The sequence below is a fragment of the Pseudomonas sp. RA_105y_Pfl2_P56 genome (genome assembly GCF_963970845.1).
Taxonomy (GTDB): domain Bacteria; phylum Pseudomonadota; class Gammaproteobacteria; order Pseudomonadales; family Pseudomonadaceae; genus Aquipseudomonas; species Aquipseudomonas baetica_A.
In genome coordinates this window covers 38,534-57,627 of the sequence record NZ_CAXAPL010000014.1, presented here as the reverse complement: position 1 = coordinate 57,627, position 19,094 = coordinate 38,534, and the positions used below count along the sequence as shown (strand labels likewise).

Below are 19,094 nucleotides of genomic sequence, written 5' to 3'. Positions count from 1 at the left end.
CCGAGCAAGCCCGCTCCCACAGGGAAACGCATTCCAAATGTGGGAGCGGGCGTACTCGCGAATCGATTTTGAACAAGACGAGGACTTGGGATGAAAACCCTCTGGCAACACTGCCACGTCGCAACCATGGCGCAAGGCGTCTACTCGATCATCGAGGATGCGGCCATCGTGACGTCCGGTGCGCACATCGAGTGGATCGGCCCGCGCAATCAATTGCCATCCGGCGAATACCCGGCGGTCAATGACTTGCAAGGCGCGTGGGTCACCCCCGGCCTGATCGACTGCCACACCCACACGGTGTTCGGCGGCAACCGCAGCGGCGAGTTCGAAAAGCGCCTGCAAGGCGTTAGCTACGCCGAGATCGCCGCGGCCGGCGGTGGCATCGCCAGCACCGTACGTGCGACGCGCGAAGCGAGCGAAGACGAATTGTTCGCCAGTGCCGCCAAACGCTTGAAAAGCCTGATGCGTGACGGCGTGACCACGGTCGAGATGAAATCTGGCTACGGCCTCGATCTGGCCAATGAGCGCAAGATCCTGCGGGTGATTCGGCGTCTGGCTGCCGAACTGCCGATCAGCGTGCGCAGTACCTGTCTGGCCGCACATGCGCTACCGCCGGAATACAAGGATCGCGCTGACGATTACATCGATCTGGTCTGCACCCAGATGCTGCCAGCGTTGGCCGCCGAAGGTTTGGTTGATGCCGTGGATGCGTTTTGCGAATACCTGGCGTTCTCGCCGGAACAGGTGGAGCGCGTGTTCATCGCCGCCCACAAACTGGGTCTGCCGGTGAAGCTGCACGCCGAGCAATTGTCCTCGCTGCACGGCTCCAGTCTGGCGGCGCGCTACCACGCGTTGTCGGCCGATCACCTGGAGTTCATGGACGAAGCCGACGCCATCGCCATGGCCGAATCCGACACGGTCGCGGTGCTGTTGCCGGGCGCGTTCTACTTCCTGCGTGAGACCCAACTGCCGCCGATGGAAGCCTTGCGCAAGCACAAAGTGAAGATCGCCATCGCCAGCGACCTCAACCCCGGCACTTCGCCGGCGCTGTCGTTGCGCCTGATGCTCAACATGGCGTGCACCTGTTTTCGCATGACCCCGGAAGAAGCCTTGGCCGGCGCGACGATTCATGCGGCGCAAGCGCTGGGCATGGCTGACACCCACGGTTCGCTGGAAGTCGGCAAGGTTGCGGATTTCGTCGCCTGGCACATTGATCGTCCGGCGGACCTGGCCTATTGGCTCGGTGGTGATCTGGACAAACGCGTCGTGCGTCACGGCGTCGAATCAAGTCTGTAGGAGAACGGATGTGGATAAGGTTCTGAGTTTCAAACAAGGTCGTGTGCCGCTGCTGATCAGCATGCCTCACGCGGGGCTGCGTCTGACGCCTGCGGTCGAGGCTGGCCTGATCCCTGATGCGAAAAGCCTGCCGGACACCGACTGGCATATTCCTCAGTTGTACGATTTTGCCGAAGAACTGGGCGCCAGCACTTTGGCAGCCGAATATTCGCGTTTCGTCATCGACCTGAACCGGCCGTCTGACGACACGCCGCTGTACGCCGGCGCCACCACCGGGCTGTACCCGGCGACGCTGTTCGATGGCATCCCGTTGTTCAAGGAAGGCCAGGCGCCTTCCAAAGAAGAACGCGCGACGTACCTTGAGCAAATCTGGACGCCGTACCACCGCACCCTGCAGGAAGAACTGGCGCGGTTGAAGGCCGAATTCGGTTACGCGTTGCTGTTCGACGCGCACTCGATCCGCTCGATCATCGCGCACCTGTTCGACGGCAAACTGCCAGACTTCAACCTCGGCACCTTCAATGGCGCCAGTTGTGATCGGCAACTGGCCACGCAACTGGAAGCGATCTGCGCCCGCCACGGCGAGTACAGCCACGTCCTGAACGGACGCTTCAAGGGCGGCCACATCACTCGCCATTACGGCAACCCGGCCGAGAACATCCACGCCGTGCAACTGGAACTGTGTCAGTGCACTTACATGGAGGAGTTCGAACCGTTCCGCTATCGCGCCGACCTGGCCGAGCCGACGCAAGTGGTGCTCAAGGAATTGCTGCAGGGCTATCTGGCCTGGGCAAAGTCTCACTACACCGCATAACCCACTGTGGGAGCGGGCTTGCTCGCGAAGGCGTCACATCAGTCAACATATGGGTTGAATGACACACCGCTTTCGCGCGCAAGCCCGCTCCCACTCGGTTTATCGGCAGCAGAAAAATCGCGGTAGTGCACAGGCATGCTCATTGACGTAAATCGGGTTTATGATGCCCAACGGCAGAATAATAGAAGTCCCCCCAGGGATGACCTCGACCCCTTACGGAGCGCGCAATGCAGACTTTGTTCCCGCAGATCAAACCTCACGCCCGGCACGATCTGGCTGTCGACGACACGCATACGCTGTACGTCGACGAGAGCGGTTCACCGCAAGGCTTGCCGGTCGTGTTCATCCACGGCGGCCCTGGCGCCGGTTGCGATGCTCAGAGCCGACGCTATTTCGATCCGAACCTGTACCGCATCGTCACTTTCGACCAGCGCGGTTGCGGACGCTCCACCCCGCACGCCAGCCTGGAAAACAACACCACTTGGGATCTGGTCGCCGACCTTGAGCGCATCCGCCAGCACCTGGGCATCGAAAAATGGGTGTTGTTCGGTGGTTCGTGGGGTTCGACCCTGGCGCTGGCCTATGCACAAACCCATCCGGAGCGTGTGCATGGCTTGATCCTGCGCGGGATCTTTCTCTGCCGCCCGCAGGAAATCGAGTGGTTCTATCAGGCTGGCGCCAGCCGTCTGTTCCCCGATTACTGGCAGGACTACATCGCGCCGATCCCGCTGGACGAACGCGACGACCTGCTCAGCGCTTTCCACAAGCGCCTGACCGGCAACGACCAGATCGCCCAGATGCACGCCGCCAAAGCCTGGTCGACCTGGGAAGGGCGCACCGCGACCCTGCGGCCGAACCCGCTGGTGGTCGATCGGTTCTCCGAGCCGCAGCGCGCGCTGTCGATTGCGCGGATCGAATGCCACTACTTCACCAACAATGCCTTCCTTGAACCGAACCAACTGATTCGCGACATGGGCAAGATCGCTCACTTGCCGGGCGTGATCATTCACGGTCGTTACGATGTGATCTGCCCACTGGATAACGCCTGGGAATTGCATCAGGCGTGGCCGAACAGCGAGTTGCAGGTGATTCGCGACGCCGGTCATGCGGCGTCCGAACCGGGTATCACCGACGCGCTGGTGCGCGCCGCGGGCAACATGGCCCAGCGCCTGCTCGACCTGCCGCCCGAAGAAGCATGAAGGGCCTGTTACAGCGAGTGCGTGGCGCTCGCGTAGAGGTGGCGGGCGAAATAGTGGGTGCGGTCGATCAGGGGTTGCTGGTTCTGGTGGCGATCGAGCCCGACGACACGCGTGTCAGCGCCGACAAACTTCTGCATAAGCTGCTTAACTATCGGGTATTCAGCGACGCCGAGGGCAAGATGAATTTGTCCTTGACGGACGTGGGAGGCGGGTTGCTGCTGGTCTCTCAGTTCACCCTGGCCGCCGACACCAAAAGCGGGTTGCGGCCGAGCTTTTCAACGGCGGCGCCACCGGCTCTGGGTGAGGAATTGTTCGACTATCTATTAAGCAAAGCGAAACAGGTGCATGGCACTGTGGCATCAGGTAGATTCGGCGCCGATATGCAGGTGCATTTGGTCAACGATGGCCCGGTTACCTTTTTGTTACAGACCTGAAAACACCGGAAACACCTTCTTTAGGAAATTTCGACTGTTTTTAGGGTGTTTTCGCGATAAATACTTTGCTAGCCCTGATGCGTTGTCACGCGGGCTACTAGATAATCGCGCGCTATGGGGATCAGCGTTCGTTGGTCCATTTTTGACTTAGGTAGAGACTTGTCTGGATCCGATTGGGGAATCATTTTGCCCCAGCGGAGTCGGAACAATGCTCGCCAACCTGGCATATAGATAGCTGGCCGTTGGTTTTTTGATCTGTTTTCGGCGAGGGTTGCTCGTGATTGTTAGTCCCTGTAATGCAGCAAAATTGTCTGCCAAACGCGTTCGAAGTGCTTTGGTAGCGGGCTCCGCGCTCCTGTGCCTGCTCAGCGCCAGTCAGCTTTGGGCGTTCAATCTTGACGATGTATCGGCCAAGGCTAAAGAGCTGGCCGGACAGAAGTTCGAAGCCCCCCGCAGCAACCTGCCGAACGAATTCCGCGACATGAAATTCGCGGACTATCAGAAAATCCGCTTCCTCACCGAAAAGGCTGAGTGGGCTGATCAGAAGACCCCGTTCAAACTGTCCTTCTATCACCAGGGTATGCACTTCGATACACCGGTGAAAATCAACGAAATCACGGCTAACACCGTCGAAGAGATCAAATACGATCCTTCGCGTTTCGATTTCGGCGATCTGAAATTCGATCCCAAGGCCACCGATAAACTCGGTTATGCCGGTTTCCGTGTGCTGTACCCGATCAACAAGGCCGACAAGCAAGACGAAATCATGACCATGCTGGGCGCGAGCTACTTCCGCGTCGTCGGCAAGGGGCACACCTATGGGCTGTCGGCGCGTGGCCTGGCCATCGACACCGCATTGCCGTCGGGCGAAGAGTTTCCGCGTTTTCGCGAGTTCTGGATTGAACAGCCCAAGCCGGCTGACAAGCATCTGGTGATCTACGCCCTGCTGGATTCGCCGCGTGCCACCGGCGCCTATCGTCTGATCCTGCGTCCGGGCAGCGACACCATTGTCGACGTCAAGGCGCAGATGTTCCTGCGTGACAAGGTCGGCAAACTGGGCATCGCCCCGTTGACCAGCATGTTCCTGTTCGGCGCCAACCAGCCGTCCAAAGTCCTCAACTACCGTCGAGAACTGCACGACTCCAGCGGTCTGTCGATCCATGCCGGCAATGGCGAGTGGATCTGGCGTCCGCTGAACAACCCTAAACACCTGGCCGTGAGCAACTTCAGCGTCGACAACCTGCGCGGTTTCGGTCTGCTGCAACGTGGCCGTGACTTCAGCCACTACGAAGACCTCGACGACCGCTACGACAAGCGCCCAAGCGCCTGGATCGAGCCGAAGGGCGATTGGGGCAAGGGCACCGTTGATCTGGTAGAGATTCCGACCGCCGACGAAACCAACGACAACATCGTTGCGTTCTGGAGCCCGGAAAAAATGCCGGAGCCGGGCCAGCCACTGGACTTCGCCTACCGCATGCACTGGACCATGGATGAAGCCGCGATTCACGCACCGGACAGCGCCTGGGTTGCGCAGACGCTGCGTTCGACCGGTGACGTCAAGCAGTCGAATCTGATCCGTCAACCCGATGGCAGCGTTGCCTACCTGGTCGACTTCGAAGGTCCATCGCTGGCGGCGCTGGCCCCGGATGCCGACGTTCGCAGCCAGGTCAGCGTCGGTGACAACGCCGAACTGGTTGAAAACAGCGTGCGCTACAACCCTGAAACCAAGGGCTGGCGCTTGACCCTGCGGATGAAAATCAAGGACGCGAGCAAGTCGACCGAAATGCGTGCCGCCCTGGTGCAGCCATTGGTAACCGCTGATCTGGCCAAGTCGGCCGTGCCGACGTCCAACTCCTCCGTTGCCAAAGCCGACAAGGTGGCCGCCAAGCAACAAGCGAAAGCCGACAAGGAAGCCAAGGCAGCCGAGGCCAAACAGGCAGATGCCAAGCCAGACGCAGAGGCCAAGGACAAGGCCAATAAAGACGCCAAGCAGCCAGCCGCTGCGGACGCGGCCCCAGCCACACCGGAATCGGCACCGACTGAAGAAGTCCTGACCGAGACCTGGAGCTATCAGTTGCCTGCCGATGAGTAACTCTCAAGTACAGCCAGAGACTCTGTCCGAGTATCTGGCGCATCTGCCGATGACCGACGAGCAGCGCGCGGAACTCGCGGGTTGCCAGTCGTTCAGCGAGTTGCATGAACGCCTGTCATCCTCGACGTTCGACGCGCCGACCGAAGCCGCCCAGGCTTCGGTGGGCAAGCGCCTGACCCTGAGCACGGCCGAAGCGCTGGAAGATGCGCAAATGCTGGTGCTCGACGCCAGCGGCCGGATCAGCCTCAAGGCCACGCCGCCGATTCGTCGCACCAAGGTCGTGCCGGAGCCTTGGCGTACCAATGTTCTGGTGCGTGGCTGGCGCCGCTTGACCGGCCGCACCAACCCGCCGCAACCGCCCAAAGACGAAAACGTACTGCCGGCCGCGCGCTGGCGTACCGTCGGTTCGATCCGCCGCTACATTCTGTTGCTGCTGATGCTCGGCCAGACCATCGTTGCCGGCTGGTACATGAAAGGCATCATGCCGTACCAGGGCTGGTCGTTCGTCGACCTCGACGAAGTCCTGCACCAGCCGCTGCTGCAAACGGCCACGCAAGTGCTGCCGTATGCGCTGCAAACCAGCATCCTGATTCTGTTCGGGATTCTGTTCTGCTGGGTGTCTGCCGGTTTCTGGACCGCACTGATGGGCTTTCTCGAATTGCTCACCGGTCACGATAAATACCGCATCTCCGGCAAAAGCGCCGGCAACGAGCCGATTCCAAAAGATGCGCGCACCGCACTGGTGATGCCGATCTGCAACGAAGACGTGCCTCGGGTGTTTGCCGGTCTGCGTGCGACGTTCGAATCGGTGGCCGCTACCGGTGACCTGGATCGTTTCGACTTCTTCGTGCTCAGCGACAGTAACGACACCGACATCTGCGTGGCCGAGCAACAAGCCTGGCTGGACGTCTGCCGCGAAGCCAAAGGCTTCGGCAAGATTTTCTATCGCCGCCGACGCCGCCGTGTGAAACGCAAGAGCGGCAACCTCGACGACTTCTGCCGTCGCTGGGGCGGTGACTACAAGTACATGGTCGTGCTCGACGCCGACTCGGTCATGAGCGGCGAGTGCCTGACCAGTCTGGTGCGCTTGATGGAAGCCACGCCGGACGCCGGGATTATCCAGACCGCGCCGCGTGCGTCGGGCATGGACACCCTGTATGCGCGCATGCAGCAGTTCGCGACCCGCGTGTATGGCCCGTTGTTCACTGCCGGTCTGCACTTCTGGCAGTTGGGTGAATCCCATTACTGGGGTCACAACGCGATCATCCGCATGAAGCCGTTCATCGACCACTGCGCCCTGGCGCCGTTGCCGGGCAAAGGCGCGTTTTCCGGGGCGATCCTGTCTCACGACTTCGTGGAAGCGGCGCTGATGCGGCGTGCCGGCTGGGGCGTGTGGATTGCCTACGACCTGCCGGGCAGCTACGAAGAGTTGCCGCCCAACCTGCTCGACGAACTCAAGCGTGACCGTCGCTGGTGCCACGGCAACCTGATGAACTTCCGACTGTTCCTGGTCAAAGGCATGCACCCGGTGCACCGTGCGGTGTTCCTGACGGGCGTGATGTCGTACCTGTCGGCGCCGTTGTGGTTCTTCTTCCTGGTGCTGTCCACCGCGCTGCTGGCGGTGAACACGCTGATGGAGCCGCAATACTTCCTCGAACCGCGCCAGCTCTATCCGCTGTGGCCACAATGGCACCCGGAAAAGGCAATCGCGCTGTTCTCGACCACGATCGTGCTGCTGTTCCTGCCGAAGTTGTTGAGCATCATCCTGATCTGGGCCAAGGGCGCGAAAGAGTTCGGCGGCAAGTTCAAAGTGACGCTGTCGATGCTGCTGGAGATGCTGTTCTCCATGCTGCTGGCGCCGGTGCGGATGATTTTCCACACCCGTTTCGTACTGGCTGCGTTCCTGGGGTGGGCCGCCACCTGGAACTCGCCACAGCGTGACGACGACTCCACGCCATGGAGCGAGGCGGTCAAGCGCCACGGTCCGCAAACGCTGCTGGGCTTCTGCTGGGCGCTGTTGGTGATCTGGCTGAACCCAAGCTTCCTGTGGTGGCTGGTGCCTATCGTCGGTTCGCTGATGCTGTCGATCCCGGTGTCGGTGATTTCCAGCCGTGTGGGTCTGGGCTTGAAGTCCCGTGACGAGAGCCTGTTCCTCATCCCTGAGGAATACAATCCGCCACAGGCGCTGTTGGCCACCGATCAGTACACCCACGAAAATCGCTGGCACGCACTGAACGACGGCTTTGTCCGCGCCGTGGTCGACCCGCAGCAGAACGCTTTGGCGTGCTCGCTGGCGACGGCCCGTCACGGCCAGGCGGAGCCGATCGAGTGGCTGCGTCAGGAGCGTGTGCGTCACGCACTGAAGGTTGGCCCGGCAGCGCTGAGCAACCATGATCGCCTGCAACTGTTGAGCGATCCGGTCGCTTTGGCGCGGCTGCACGAGCAGGTCTGGGCCGAAGGTCACGCCGAGTGGCTCAACGCCTGGCGCGCATCGGTGAAAGCCGACCCACACGCGCCGCTGCTACCGCTGCGACCGGTCAGCCCGCAGGCTCAACCGGCCTGATGAAAAAAACCCGCGAAAGCGGGTTTAATGAGATGGTCAGCCTGACCGAGAAGCCCTGCAGGTTTACGCTTGCAGGGCTTTTCTCGTTTTCGGCGGAGGATCTCTCATGAATACGATAACGCTTCTCGGTATCGACATTGGCAAACACAGTTTCCACCTGCATGGCCAGGATGCCAAAGGTCATCAGGTATTGCGCAAGAAAACCAACCGCGGCCAATTGCTCAGCACATTGGCGCAGGTACCTGAGAACCTGGCATAAAAATCAGCTTTAGAGGCTGAGGGTTTTTTCAGGACAGTCGGGAGCGGCTACTCATCGAGGGTCGAGCGTTGTTGCAGCAACGCTCACAATGAGCCCGGATACATTAGCGCAAGCCAGCTTTACCGAAAACAGCCCATGAGGTTGCAGGAGATGGGCTGACCATACATTTTTATGGCGCTGAGAAGTCCCGCGCCTTGGGATGAAGCTGGCTTGCCAGCGATAACATCACCTCGGGCCAGAGCGAACCGAGGCAGATCCGTTAGCTCAAACCTTGAATCGACCCACCAGCATTTGCAAATGCGTCCCCAGTCGCGCCAGTTCAACGCTGGACGCTGCTGTCTCTTCACTCGCCGCCGAGGTCTGATCCGACACATCGCGCACGTTCAGCACGCTACGGTTGATCTCTTCGGCCACGGCGCTCTGCTGCTCGGCTGCTGCCGCGATCTGCTGGTTCATCGCCTGAATCGCCGAGACGGTGCGGGTGATGCTTTCCAGCGAACCGCCAGCACGACGAGTCAACTCAACGCTGCTGTCAGTCAGGCTGCGGCTGTTGTCCATGATCGTCGCCACTTGCTGGGTGCCGTTTTGCAGGCCGACGATCAGTTCTTCGATCTCTTCGGTGGACTTCTGCGTGCGCTGGGCAAGGCTGCGCACTTCGTCAGCAACCACCGCGAAGCCACGGCCGGCCTCGCCCGCACGCGCCGCTTCAATTGCCGCGTTGAGCGCCAGCAGGTTGGTTTGCTGGGCCACGGACTTGATCACGTCGAGCACGCTGCCAATCTTGTCGCTTTCGCGTTTGAGGTCGCCCATTGCTTCGGTGGAGTGGCCCACCTCAACGGCCAGACGCTCGATCTGGGTGATCGCCTCACCCACCACTTTGTCGCCTTCGCGGGCCTGCTGGTCGGCGGCAACGGCGGCTTCGGAAGCCTCTTCGGCGTTGCGCGCGACTTCCTGCACGGTGGCGGCCATTTCGTTCATGGCGGTGGCGACCTGGTCGGTCTCGATCTTCTGATTGTTGACCCCGGCGCTGGTCTGCTCGGTCACGGCCGACAGTTCTTCGGCAGCGCTGGCGATCTGGGTGACGCCTTCGCTGATGCCACCGATCAACTCGCGCAGGCCTTGGGTCATGCTCTGCATCGAGCGTTGCAATTGGCCCAGTTCATCGCGCCGCAGCGAGACCAGGTTGTGGGTCAGATCGCCGGCCGCCACGCGTTCAGCAACCTGCAGGGTCTGGTTCAACGGAATGATGATCTGCCGGGTGATCGCCCAGGCCGCCAGCAGGCCGAAAGCTACCGCCAGCAGGGTGGCGATGATCAGCATGTTCTTGGCGTGTGCGGCATCGGTGTCGCGCACGATGGTCTGGGATTCGGTGAGTTTTTTGCTCACATCGAGGAGGATGTCGCCCTGAGCCGACATGATTGCCTTGGCCTTGGCGGTGTTGATCTGGGAGTCGCGGAACTGGGCGACCGCTGCGCGATAGGCCTTGATTGAGTCAGTGGCCTGCTGCAGGTTGGCGATGTGCTGTTCCGGCAGCTTCGATGGCAGGCTCTCGAGATTCTTCAGCGCATTGTCGATGGCGTCCAGCGCCGGCTGCTCAGCATCGGCCTTGCCGCTGTAGGTGTAGCCGCGCACCTGATAGCGCGCCTGCTGCAGCAGTTTGCTCAGTTCGATCACGCTGTTGAATTGGGCGACGCTGTCGCCCTGCAGCATGGATTTTTCAACTTCCGAAATCTTCGCCACGGCGTTGTCGGCATTGGCGCCAAGCTTGCTGCGGGCGTCTTCGCGCTGAACGGTGGCCTGGGTCATGTCGGCAAAGGCGCGTTTGTATTCGGCGACGGCGGCCAGTTGCTGATCGACCATTGCCGCATCGGAGGGTTGCTCGATCAGGGTGCGAGCGGTTTGCAGGCCGCTGTCGAGTTTGCCAAGCAGTTCGTTGACGGTGCCGGGACCTTGTTCGCCACGACGGGCTTCATAGTCCAGGCGCGCCAGGCGCAGATCCTTGGTCAGCTCGTTCAGGCCGGAGATGAAACCAAGCTTGTCGCCACGGCTGATGATGCCGCTCATGCCGGTCCAGCCGGTGAAGGTGATCAACAGCGTCAGCACCAGCACCAGGCCGAAACCGATTCCCAGCTTGCGTTTGACGCTGACGTTTCCAAGACTCTCGGCTAACCAACGGTACATGCGACGACTCCCTCAGACCACTCATTGGACTTATGGGAACTGTATCGGCTGGGTGATGGCAATCTGTAACGCCATTTGTCCGCCACAGGGGATGTGGCGAATTTAGAACAGGCGGGCGAGCAGGGCGGTCACGGCGGTTTCAACCCGCAAAATGCGCTCACCCAGTTGCACCGGTTGCAATCCGGATTTGGCCAGCAGATCGATTTCGTAGGGGATCCAGCCACCTTCGGGGCCGATCGCCAGGGTCACCGGTTCGTTGAGCGCGCGTGGGCACGGCGGGTAGTTGCCGGGATGGCCGACCAGGCCGAGAGTGCCGTCGGTGATGGCTGGCAGACGGTCTTCGACAAACGGTTTGAAGCGTTTCTCGATGATGATGTGCGGCAGGACGGTATCCCGGGCCTGTTCGAGGCCGAGGATCAATTGTTCGCGGATCGCTTGCGGTTCAAGAAACGGCGTCTGCCAGAAGCTCTTTTCGACGCGGTAGCTGTTGACCAGAATCACCTTCGACACGCCCATGGTCGCCACGGTCTGGAACACCCGACGGAGCATCTTCGGGCGGGGCAGGGCCAGCACCAATGTCAGTGGCAGCTTGGCCGGTGGCGGTTGGTCGAGGGTGACGCGCAGTTCAGCTTCACCCGCTTCCAGGCGCAGCAACTCGGCCGAACCCATCAACCCGTCTACACGCCCGACCCGCAGGCTGTCACCGACTTCCGAGCGGTGAACGTCCTGCATATGGGTCAGGCGACGATCACGCAGCACCACACGGTCGGGCGCAATGAAATCGGCCTCTTCGAGCAGCAGCAGGTTCATGCCTGGGTCGCTGGCGGCGGGTCGTTGTGATCGTCGGCTGCTTCTTCCGGGCGTTCGCGCTTGCTGACCAGGCTGCCGAACAGAATGCCGATTTCAAACAACATCCACATCGGCACGGCCAGCAGGGTCTGGGAGAAAATGTCCGGCGGGGTGAGGATCATGCCGACCACGAAGCAGCCGATGATCACGTACGGGCGGATCTTCTTCAGGTATTTGACGTCGACCACGCCGATCCACACCAGCAGCACCACGGCCACCGGGATTTCGAATGCCACACCGAAGGCGAAGAACAGCGTCATGACGAAATCGAGATAGCTGGCGATGTCGGTCATCATTTCCACGCCGGCCGGGGTGGCGGCGGCGAAGAATTTGAAAATCAGCGGGAACACGAAGTAATAGGCGAAGGCCATGCCGGTGTAGAACAGCAGGATGCTGGAAACCAGCAGCGGCACGGCAATGCGCTTCTCATGCTTGTACAGGCCCGGCGCGATGAAGCCCCAGATCTGATGCAGAATCACCGGAATCGCGAGGAACAGCGAAACCATCATCGTCAGCTTCAGCGGCGTCAGGAACGGCGACGACACGTCGGTGGCGATCATCGTCGCGCCCACCGGCAGGTACTGGCGCAGCGGCGTCGAGACGAAGGTGTAGATCTGCTGGGTGAACGCGAACAACCCGGCGAAGATGATGAAAATCGCCGCCACGCAACGCAGCAGACGGGTGCGCAACTCGGTGAGGTGCGAAACCAGCGGCATGTGCTGGTCGTTTTCGGGGAGATCGCTCATGGGGCTCGCGGCGGCAGTGTAGGGTCGTGAGGCGCTGGTGTGGTCGGCGCGGCGGTTGGGGCTACGTGTTCAACCGAAGTATTTGCAGCAGCGGGCACTGGTTCTTTCGGCGCTGCAACAGGTGCAGGTGCAGCGGGCGCGGCTGGCGCATGAATCGTCTGCTCGCCGACATGCTCAACCGGGGTCGGCTCCTGCTGAACCGGATTGAAAATCTTCCGCGCCTCCTGCTCCAGCGACAGAATGTGCTCGTTGTGCAGTTGCCGACGAATCTCGTCGGCACCGATTTCACGTTCAACTTCCTGTTTGATCGCGTTGAAGCTGCGCTTCAGTCGCCCGACCCACAGGCCGGCGGTGCGTGCAGCGCCCGGCAGTCGCTCGGGGCCCAGCACCAGCAGGGCGACGAGGCCGACGAGCAGCAGTTCAGTGAAGCTGATACCAAACATTAGTCAGTGCTCACACGTCTTTGCGGATCGGCTCTTCAACTTTCTGCGCCTGCACATCGATGGTGTGCGGCGGATTGGCCTGAGCGGTGGCTTGCGGCTGCACCGGTGGCACCGGCTGCGCAGGCTGCGCAGGCGTCACGGTTGGATCGGCGGCTGGCTTCTCGTCGTCGTTCATGGCTTTGCGAAAGCCCTTGATCGACTCACCCACGTCGGTGCCTAGGTTTTTCAGTTTCTTGGTGCCGAACACCAGCACCACGACTACCAGAATGACGATCCAGTGTTTCCAGTCAAAAATGCCCATGTTGCAGTTCCTCTCTCAAAGTTGTTCAGGCGGACGGACGCGAGGCTTTCTCGACGTGTCCGGACAGACCGAAGCGACGATCCAGTTCATCGAGCACAGCCTGCGGATGCTGCCCCAGTTGGGCGAGCATGACCATGCTGTGGAACCACAGGTCGGCGGTCTCGTAAATCACGTCGCTGCAATCACCGCTGATGGCGGCGTCCTTGGCGGCAATAATGGTTTCGACCGACTCTTCGCCGACTTTCTCCAGAATCTTGTTCAGACCCTTGTGATACAGACTAGCCACATACGAGCTGTCGGCAGCGGCGCCTTTGCGCTCTTCGAGCACTTCGGCCAGACGGGTCAGGGTGTCACTCATGTTTGTGTCCTGCGCAATAGATGGCGTGCGGGTCTTTGAGTACCGGGTCGACTGTTTTCCAGTCGCCGTTTTCGAAGACACGGTAAAAGCAGCTTTGACGGCCGGTATGGCAAGCGATGTCGCCGATCTGTTCAACCATCAGGATGATCACGTCGGCGTCACAGTCCAGACGCATTTCATGCAGGGTCTGTACGTGGCCGGACTCTTCGCCCTTGCGCCACAGCTTGCCACGGGAACGTGACCAGTAGATGGCACGGTTTTCCGCCGCTGTCAGTTCCAGCGCTTCGCGGTTCATCCAGGCCATCATCAGCACGCGTCCGGTCTTGTGATCCTGGGCAATCGCCGGCACCAGGCCATCAGCGTCCCACTTGATCTCGTCCAGCCAGTTTTTCATCTTCGACTCCGACAGCGAACCCGCACTTCTAATAGTCGGGTTCAGGCGTTGAAACAGTGTGCCAGCCGATCATGGAACTGGCTATCGGCGAACGACCAGATACAAGCCGACAGCCACCATGATCCCCGCAGGCCAATGCCCCAGTTCGTTCAGCGGGCCACCGGCGGCGAGGACCGTACCGCCCGCCAGATGGGCACTGCCAAGCAGGCGCAGGAACCAGTCGTCCTTGCGTTTGTGCCACGGTGGCGGTGGGTCGTTGGCATGGGGCTGGGACATGCGCTCGAGCAGGTCGCGGGCCATATTGGCCAGGTGCGGCAACTGTTCGAACTGGCTCTGCACGTTGCCGATCAAGGTTTTCGGGCTGACGCGCTCGCGCATCCAGCGTTCTAGGAACGGCTGCGCGGTGTTCCACAGATCCAGATCCGGGTACAGCTGACGGCCGAGGCCTTCGATGTTCAATAACGTCTTTTGCAGCAGCACCAACTGCGGCTGCACTTCCATGTTGAAGCGCCGCGCGGTCTGGAACAGGCGCATCAGCACCTGACCAAATGAAATATCTTTTAATGGTTTTTCGAAGATCGGTTCGCACACGGTACGGATCGCCGCTTCGAATTCGTTGAGCTTGGTTTCTGCCGGCACCCAACCCGAATCAATGTGCAGTTGCGCCACGCGGCGGTAGTCACGCTTGAAGAAGGCGAACAGGTTGCGCGCCAGGTAATCCTGATCCTCGGGGGTCAGGCTGCCGACGATGCCGCAGTCGATAGCAATGTACTGCGGACTCCACGGGTTGACCGTGCTGACGAAGATGTTGCCCGGGTGCATGTCGGCGTGGAAGAAACTGTCGCGGAATACCTGGGTGAAGAAAATCTCCACGCCGCGTTCGGCGAGCATTTTCATGTCGGTGCGCTGGTCGGCGAGGGTCGCCAGATCCGTCACCTGAATCCCGTAGATACGCTCCATCACCAGCACTTTCGGGCGGCACCAGTCCCAATGGACTTGCGGCACGTAGAGCAGCGGCGAGCCTTCGAAGTTGCGCTTCAACTGGCTGGCGTTGGCTGCCTCGCGCAGCAGATCGAGTTCGTCGTAGATGGTTTTTTCGTAATCCTGAACCACGTCAACCGGGTGCAGCAGACGGGCATCCGCCGATACTTTTTCGGCGGCGCGGGCGAGGATGAACAGCCATGCCAGATCCTGCGCGATCACCCGTTTCAGGCCTGGGCGGATGACTTTGACCACCACTTCTTCGCCGGTTTTCAGTTGCGCGGCATGCACCTGTGCAACCGAGGCCGAGGCCAGTGGTTTGACGTCGAAACGGCTGAAGACTTCGTCGATCTTTCTGCCCAGTTGCTCTTCGATCAGCTTGATTGAAACCTGCGAATCGAACGGCGGCACGCGATCCTGCAGCAGCATCAGTTCATCGGCGATGTCTTCCGGCAGCAGGTCGCGACGGGTCGAGAGAATCTGCCCGAACTTGATGAAAATCGGCCCCAAATCCTGCAATGCCAGGCGTAAACGCGCACCCCGGCTCAGATCCAGCGGCTTGCGCGCAAACCAGCGCCACGGCAGCACAAAGCGCAGCGCCAGGAGGAACCAGGGCAGCGGCAGATCGAACAGCAGGTCATCGAGGCGGTAGCGGATCACGACGCGCTGGATGCGCAACAGACGGCGGACGGCAAGCAGCTTCATGCGTTATCGCTTGGGTCGAGGGATCGGGAAAGGCGCTCGAAACGCGCCTCGAGACGTTCCAGATCAAGTTTGATCCGGTCCAGTTCGCTGAACCGCGCTTCGGCTTCGCGCTGCCCGACGAGGGTGCGTGATTCTTCGGCGAGGTATTCGGCGAGGTTCTGGTTGAGACTGGCAAATCCTTGTTGATACCAGCGTGCGCGGCTGCGCAGATGGCCACCGACCAGATGTGTGGCGACAGGGCCGAGCCAGCGCGAGAGTTCGTACTCCCAGTCCAGCTCGAGGTCCTGCAACACGCCGGCCAGTTCCAGCAGCACGCCGCTGTCGCCATCGAGCTCGACTTGCGGGGCATGCAGCACCGCGGTCTTGTCTTTGCTCAGGGCCAGTTTCACCAGGCTTGAAGCCGGAGCGCGCAGGGTGCAATCGACGCCGGTTTCCCAGTGGGAGGCCAGCATCAGCCCTTCATCACTCGGCAGGATGAACAGTTGCAACGCCGGGCTGCGGCAATCGACGGCAATCACTTTGCCAGTCAAATGCGCCAGCCGCGCCAGCGCCGTGCTGTCGAAACGCAGCACCCGGTTCAGGCCGAGTTCGACGCTGGCCAGCAGCCCGGTGAGCAACATCAGGGCTTGATGCCGCGGTGCAGGGCAACGATGCCCGAGGTCATGTTGTGATAGGTCACGCGGTCGAAACCGGCGTCGACCATCATCGACTTCAGGGTTTCCTGATTCGGGTGCATGCGGATCGACTCGGCCAGGTAGCGATAGCTCTCCGAATCGTTGGTGATCAGCTTGCCCATCAGTGGCATGAAAGCGAACGAGTAGGCGTCGTAGGCTTTGGACATCAGCGCGTTGGTCGGCTTGGAGAATTCCAGCACCAGCAGACGGCCGCCGGGCTTGAGTACGCGCAGCATCGAGCGCAGGGCGTCTTCTTTATGCGTCACGTTGCGCAGGCCGAAGGCGATGGTCACGCAGTCGAAATGGTTGTCCGGGAACGGCAGTTTTTCAGCGTCCGCCTGAACGAATTCGACGTTGCCGGCCACACCCAGATCCAGCAGACGGTCACGGCCGACCTTGAGCATCGATTCGTTGATGTCGGCCAGTACGACCTGACCGGTCGGGCCGACCAGGTGGGAGAACTTCTTGGTCAGGTCACCGGTGCCGCCGGCGATGTCGAGCACGCGATTACCGCTGCGCACGCCCGACAATTCGATCGCGAAACGCTTCCACAGGCGGTGCATGCCGCCCGACAGAAGGTCGTTCATCAGGTCGTACTTGGCGGCTACGGAGTGGAACACCTCAGCGACTTTTTCCGCTTTCTGGCTTTCCGGAACGTTTTTGAAGCCGAAGTGAGTGGTGGGTTCGGCATCGCTGCCTTTGCGCTGATCAGTCATATCGCTGTCACCAAAAGAGAATGCGCGACATTCTAATCCCCAAGCCATGCTTTGTCTTGGAATGGCTAAAGGTAAGATGGGCAACCTTCGGGACGATTTGCCGCAGATGCGGTCAAGATTTACCGACAAGCATTCATAAAGCAGGAGTCATTCAATGGCCCGTATTAGTGTTGAGCGTGCCCACAACCTGGGCAAGGAAGCGGCCCGCGAGAAGGCCGACAAGCTGGCGCAGAAACTGTCCGATCAATATGGCCTGGAGCCGCAATGGTCGGGCGACACCTTGAACCTCAAGCGTTCGGGCGTTAAAGGTGCGGTGCATGTCGCCGACGATTCGATCAGGGTCGACGTGGAGCTGGGCCTGATGATGTCGGCCATGAGCGGCATGATCAAAACCGAGATCGAGAAGGCGCTGGATAAAGCGCTGGTCTGATTTACGCCTGCAATCCAATCCCCTGTGGGAGCGGGCTTGCTCGCGACAGCGGTCTGTCAGTCAATGCATAAGGTGACTGACACGACGCCTTCGCGAGCAAGCCCGCTCCCACATTTGTTTCGTGGTGCTCCTGCTGTTTATGTCGGTTGTTAGGGTGCCGTTTCTAATTTTTCTGCCTACTTTGTGCCTGAGCCCGACACTTTCGCGGGCAGTTCCTCAAACCTTCTGCGCGTGAGGTGCACCATGGCCAAAGTAATTTTGAAGAAAAAAATCGACGCTTCGACTTCAGCCCTGAGCGACGTGAAATCCTATGCCCGCAAGATCTGGCTGGCAGGCCTGGGTGCCTACGCCAAGGTCGGCCAAGAGGGCAGCGACTACTTTCAAGAGCTGATCAAGGCCGGTCAAACGGTTGAAAAGAAAGGCAAAAAAGCCGTCACCGAAAAACTCGAAGCGGCCAACACCGAGATCGATGAAGTCAAGGGTGAGGTCAGCTCTTTCAAAGGTCGCGTCGAAGTTCAACTCGACAAGGTCGAGAAGGCCTTCGACTCCCGTGTTGCAAGCGCCTTGAATCGTATCGGCATTCCGTCTAAACATGACGTTGAGACACTCTCTGCTAAGCTCGATGAGCTGACGGCATTGCTCGAACGCGTCGCGCGTAAATCTTAAGGAGAACGGGATGGCTGGTAAAAAGAACACCGATAAAGAAGGCAGCTCGTGGATCGGGAAAGTCGAAGACTACTCCCGCAAAATCTGGCTGGCTGGTTTAGGCGTGTACTCGAAGATCGACACTGACGGCAGCAAACTCTTCGATACATTGGTCAAAGACGGTGAGAAAGCCGAGAAACTCACCAAATCGGCTGTCGGCAAAAAAGTCGATGCCGCCAAGGACTCTGCTTCTTCGGCCAAGTCGCGCATCAGCGGCGTGAAAGATCGCGCACTGGGCAAGTGGGACGAGCTGGAAGGGGCGTTCGACAAGCGCCTGAACAGCGCGATTTCGCGCCTGGGCGTTCCGAGCCGCAATGAAGTGAAAGCGCTGCACAGCAAGGTGGAAACCTTGACCAAGCAGATCGAAAAACTTACCGGGGAGAAAGCTCGCCCGGTAGCGGCGAAAACCGCTGCAGCCAAGCCAGCAGCCAAAACGGCGGCCAAGCCACTGGCTAAAGCGGCTGCAAAACCTGCGACCAAACCGGTTGCTGCCAAAGCCGCTGCCAAGCCTGCTGCAAAAACTGCCGCCAAACCAGCAGCTAAACCTGCCGCCAAGCCAGCAGCGAAAACCGCAGCCGCCAAACCTGCTGCCAAGCCAGCGGCCAAACCGGCTGCGGCGAAGAAACCGGCAGTGAAAAAACCGGCCGCACCGAAAGCCGCTGCGCCGAAACCGGCCGCTCCAGCGGCCAAGCCTGCCACTTCGGCAACCCCGGTGAGCACGTCGAACTCCGCCGCTGCACCGACTCCGGCGGCCACCCCGACTGTTGCATCGACCCCGTCGACGCCAACCAGTCAGTCCTGATTTTTCAGGAAGCAAGAAAACGCCCGGCCTTTGAAGGTCGGGCGTTTTTGTTTGTGTAGATAATCTCAAGCCCACTGCGAACCCCTGTGGGAGCGGGCTTGCTCGCGAAGGCGGCATTCCGGTCACACAAGATGTCGCGGATGTACTGGCCT

At 60.3% G+C, this 19,094-nt stretch carries 19 protein-coding genes and 2 pseudogenes; 10 read left to right on the top strand and 11 right to left on the bottom strand.

Features of this window, described 5'->3' with window-relative positions:
- Positions 1-90 precede the first annotated feature (90 nt).
- From hutI to AACY11_RS11975, 7 genes and pseudogenes are all read left to right on the top strand, one after another.
- Positions 91-1,296: an imidazolonepropionase gene (gene hutI, locus AACY11_RS12005; RefSeq protein ID WP_339464004.1), complete on the top strand. Its 1,206-nt coding sequence runs from the start codon at positions 91-93 to the stop codon at positions 1,294-1,296.
- A gap of 10 nt (positions 1,297-1,306) precedes the next feature.
- The gene (gene hutG, locus AACY11_RS12000; protein ID WP_339432976.1) at positions 1,307-2,110 is read left to right on the top strand and encodes an N-formylglutamate deformylase; all 804 of its coding nucleotides are present in this window, start codon (positions 1,307-1,309) and stop codon (positions 2,108-2,110) included.
- Between the two features lie 227 nt (positions 2,111-2,337).
- Positions 2,338-3,309 (top strand): prolyl aminopeptidase, encoded by a 972-nt coding sequence (gene pip, locus AACY11_RS11995; RefSeq protein WP_339432975.1) that lies wholly within the window; start codon positions 2,338-2,340, stop codon positions 3,307-3,309.
- Positions 3,306-3,743: a D-aminoacyl-tRNA deacylase gene (gene dtd, locus AACY11_RS11990; protein WP_339494836.1), complete on the top strand. Its 438-nt coding sequence runs from the start codon at positions 3,306-3,308 to the stop codon at positions 3,741-3,743. Before pip ends, dtd begins: the two co-directional genes overlap by 4 nt.
- A 277-nt stretch (positions 3,744-4,020) precedes the next feature.
- Positions 4,021-5,835, top strand: coding sequence for a glucan biosynthesis protein G (locus tag AACY11_RS11985; RefSeq protein ID WP_339432973.1), 1,815 nt, complete (start codon positions 4,021-4,023; stop codon positions 5,833-5,835).
- Positions 5,828-8,398 (top strand): glucans biosynthesis glucosyltransferase MdoH, encoded by a 2,571-nt coding sequence (gene mdoH, locus AACY11_RS11980; protein WP_339494834.1) that lies wholly within the window; start codon positions 5,828-5,830, stop codon positions 8,396-8,398. The genes AACY11_RS11985 and mdoH overlap by 8 nt, the downstream gene beginning before the upstream one ends.
- Before the next feature lie 106 nt (positions 8,399-8,504).
- Positions 8,505-8,636, top strand: a pseudogene (locus AACY11_RS11975) (IS110 family transposase); the annotation flags it as partial.
- 285 nt (positions 8,637-8,921) lie between these two features.
- Here AACY11_RS11975 and AACY11_RS28380 read toward each other — a convergent pair.
- The 11 genes and pseudogenes from AACY11_RS28380 to ubiE all read right to left on the bottom strand — a co-directional run bounded on the left by AACY11_RS28380 (position 8,922) and on the right by ubiE (position 17,005).
- Complete coding sequence (locus AACY11_RS28380; RefSeq protein WP_401159731.1) at positions 8,922-9,635, bottom strand: methyl-accepting chemotaxis protein; 714 nt, start codon at positions 9,633-9,635, stop codon at positions 8,922-8,924.
- A 141-nt stretch (positions 9,636-9,776) separates the two neighbouring features.
- Positions 9,777-10,721: pseudogene (locus tag AACY11_RS28375) on the bottom strand (methyl-accepting chemotaxis protein); the annotation flags it as partial.
- Between the two features lie 219 nt (positions 10,722-10,940).
- The gene (locus tag AACY11_RS11965; RefSeq protein WP_339432970.1) at positions 10,941-11,648 is read right to left on the bottom strand and encodes a 16S rRNA (uracil(1498)-N(3))-methyltransferase; all 708 of its coding nucleotides are present in this window, start codon (positions 11,646-11,648) and stop codon (positions 10,941-10,943) included.
- On the bottom strand, positions 11,645-12,433 hold the full coding sequence (gene tatC / locus AACY11_RS11960) for a twin-arginine translocase subunit TatC (protein ID WP_260455779.1): 789 nt from the start codon (positions 12,431-12,433) through the stop codon (positions 11,645-11,647). Before tatC ends, AACY11_RS11965 begins: the two co-directional genes overlap by 4 nt.
- Complete coding sequence (gene tatB / locus AACY11_RS11955; RefSeq protein WP_339494832.1) at positions 12,430-12,876, bottom strand: Sec-independent protein translocase protein TatB; 447 nt, start codon at positions 12,874-12,876, stop codon at positions 12,430-12,432. The genes tatC and tatB overlap by 4 nt, the downstream gene beginning before the upstream one ends.
- Before the next feature lie 10 nt (positions 12,877-12,886).
- A complete protein-coding gene (locus AACY11_RS11950) occupies positions 12,887-13,177 on the bottom strand; it encodes a twin-arginine translocase TatA/TatE family subunit (RefSeq protein ID WP_339494830.1) in 291 nt (96 codons plus the stop codon).
- A 25-nt stretch (positions 13,178-13,202) separates the two neighbouring features.
- On the bottom strand, positions 13,203-13,535 hold the full coding sequence (locus AACY11_RS11945; RefSeq protein ID WP_007909355.1) for a phosphoribosyl-ATP diphosphatase: 333 nt from the start codon (positions 13,533-13,535) through the stop codon (positions 13,203-13,205).
- On the bottom strand, positions 13,528-13,929 hold the full coding sequence (gene hisI, locus AACY11_RS11940) for a phosphoribosyl-AMP cyclohydrolase (RefSeq protein WP_123470722.1): 402 nt from the start codon (positions 13,927-13,929) through the stop codon (positions 13,528-13,530). Before hisI ends, AACY11_RS11945 begins: the two co-directional genes overlap by 8 nt.
- Before the next feature lie 81 nt (positions 13,930-14,010).
- Positions 14,011-15,615: a ubiquinone biosynthesis regulatory protein kinase UbiB gene (gene ubiB / locus AACY11_RS11935; RefSeq protein ID WP_339432968.1), complete on the bottom strand. Its 1,605-nt coding sequence runs from the start codon at positions 15,613-15,615 to the stop codon at positions 14,011-14,013.
- Positions 15,612-16,235, bottom strand: coding sequence for a ubiquinone biosynthesis accessory factor UbiJ (locus AACY11_RS11930; RefSeq protein ID WP_339494829.1), 624 nt, complete (start codon positions 16,233-16,235; stop codon positions 15,612-15,614). Before AACY11_RS11930 ends, ubiB begins: the two co-directional genes overlap by 4 nt.
- Positions 16,235-17,005 carry a bifunctional demethylmenaquinone methyltransferase/2-methoxy-6-polyprenyl-1,4-benzoquinol methylase UbiE gene (gene ubiE / locus AACY11_RS11925; RefSeq protein WP_221731323.1) on the bottom strand — a complete coding sequence of 257 codons (771 nt, stop codon included), beginning with the start codon at positions 17,003-17,005 and terminating at the stop codon, positions 16,235-16,237. The genes AACY11_RS11930 and ubiE overlap by 1 nt, the downstream gene beginning before the upstream one ends.
- Positions 17,006-17,159: 154 nt before the next feature.
- Between ubiE and AACY11_RS11920 the strand changes: the two genes are divergently transcribed.
- The 3 genes from AACY11_RS11920 to AACY11_RS11910 all read left to right on the top strand — a co-directional run bounded on the left by AACY11_RS11920 (position 17,160) and on the right by AACY11_RS11910 (position 18,942).
- A complete protein-coding gene (locus AACY11_RS11920) occupies positions 17,160-17,435 on the top strand; it encodes a polyhydroxyalkanoic acid system family protein (protein ID WP_339432966.1) in 276 nt (91 codons plus the stop codon).
- Between the two features lie 243 nt (positions 17,436-17,678).
- Entirely contained in the window at positions 17,679-18,101 is a 423-nt protein-coding gene (locus AACY11_RS11915; RefSeq protein ID WP_221731321.1) for a phasin family protein, read from the top strand.
- 10 nt (positions 18,102-18,111) lie between these two features.
- Positions 18,112-18,942, top strand: a complete 831-nt coding sequence (locus AACY11_RS11910) for a phasin family protein (RefSeq protein ID WP_339432965.1) — start codon at positions 18,112-18,114, stop codon at positions 18,940-18,942.
- The last annotated feature ends 152 nt before the right edge of the window (positions 18,943-19,094 follow it).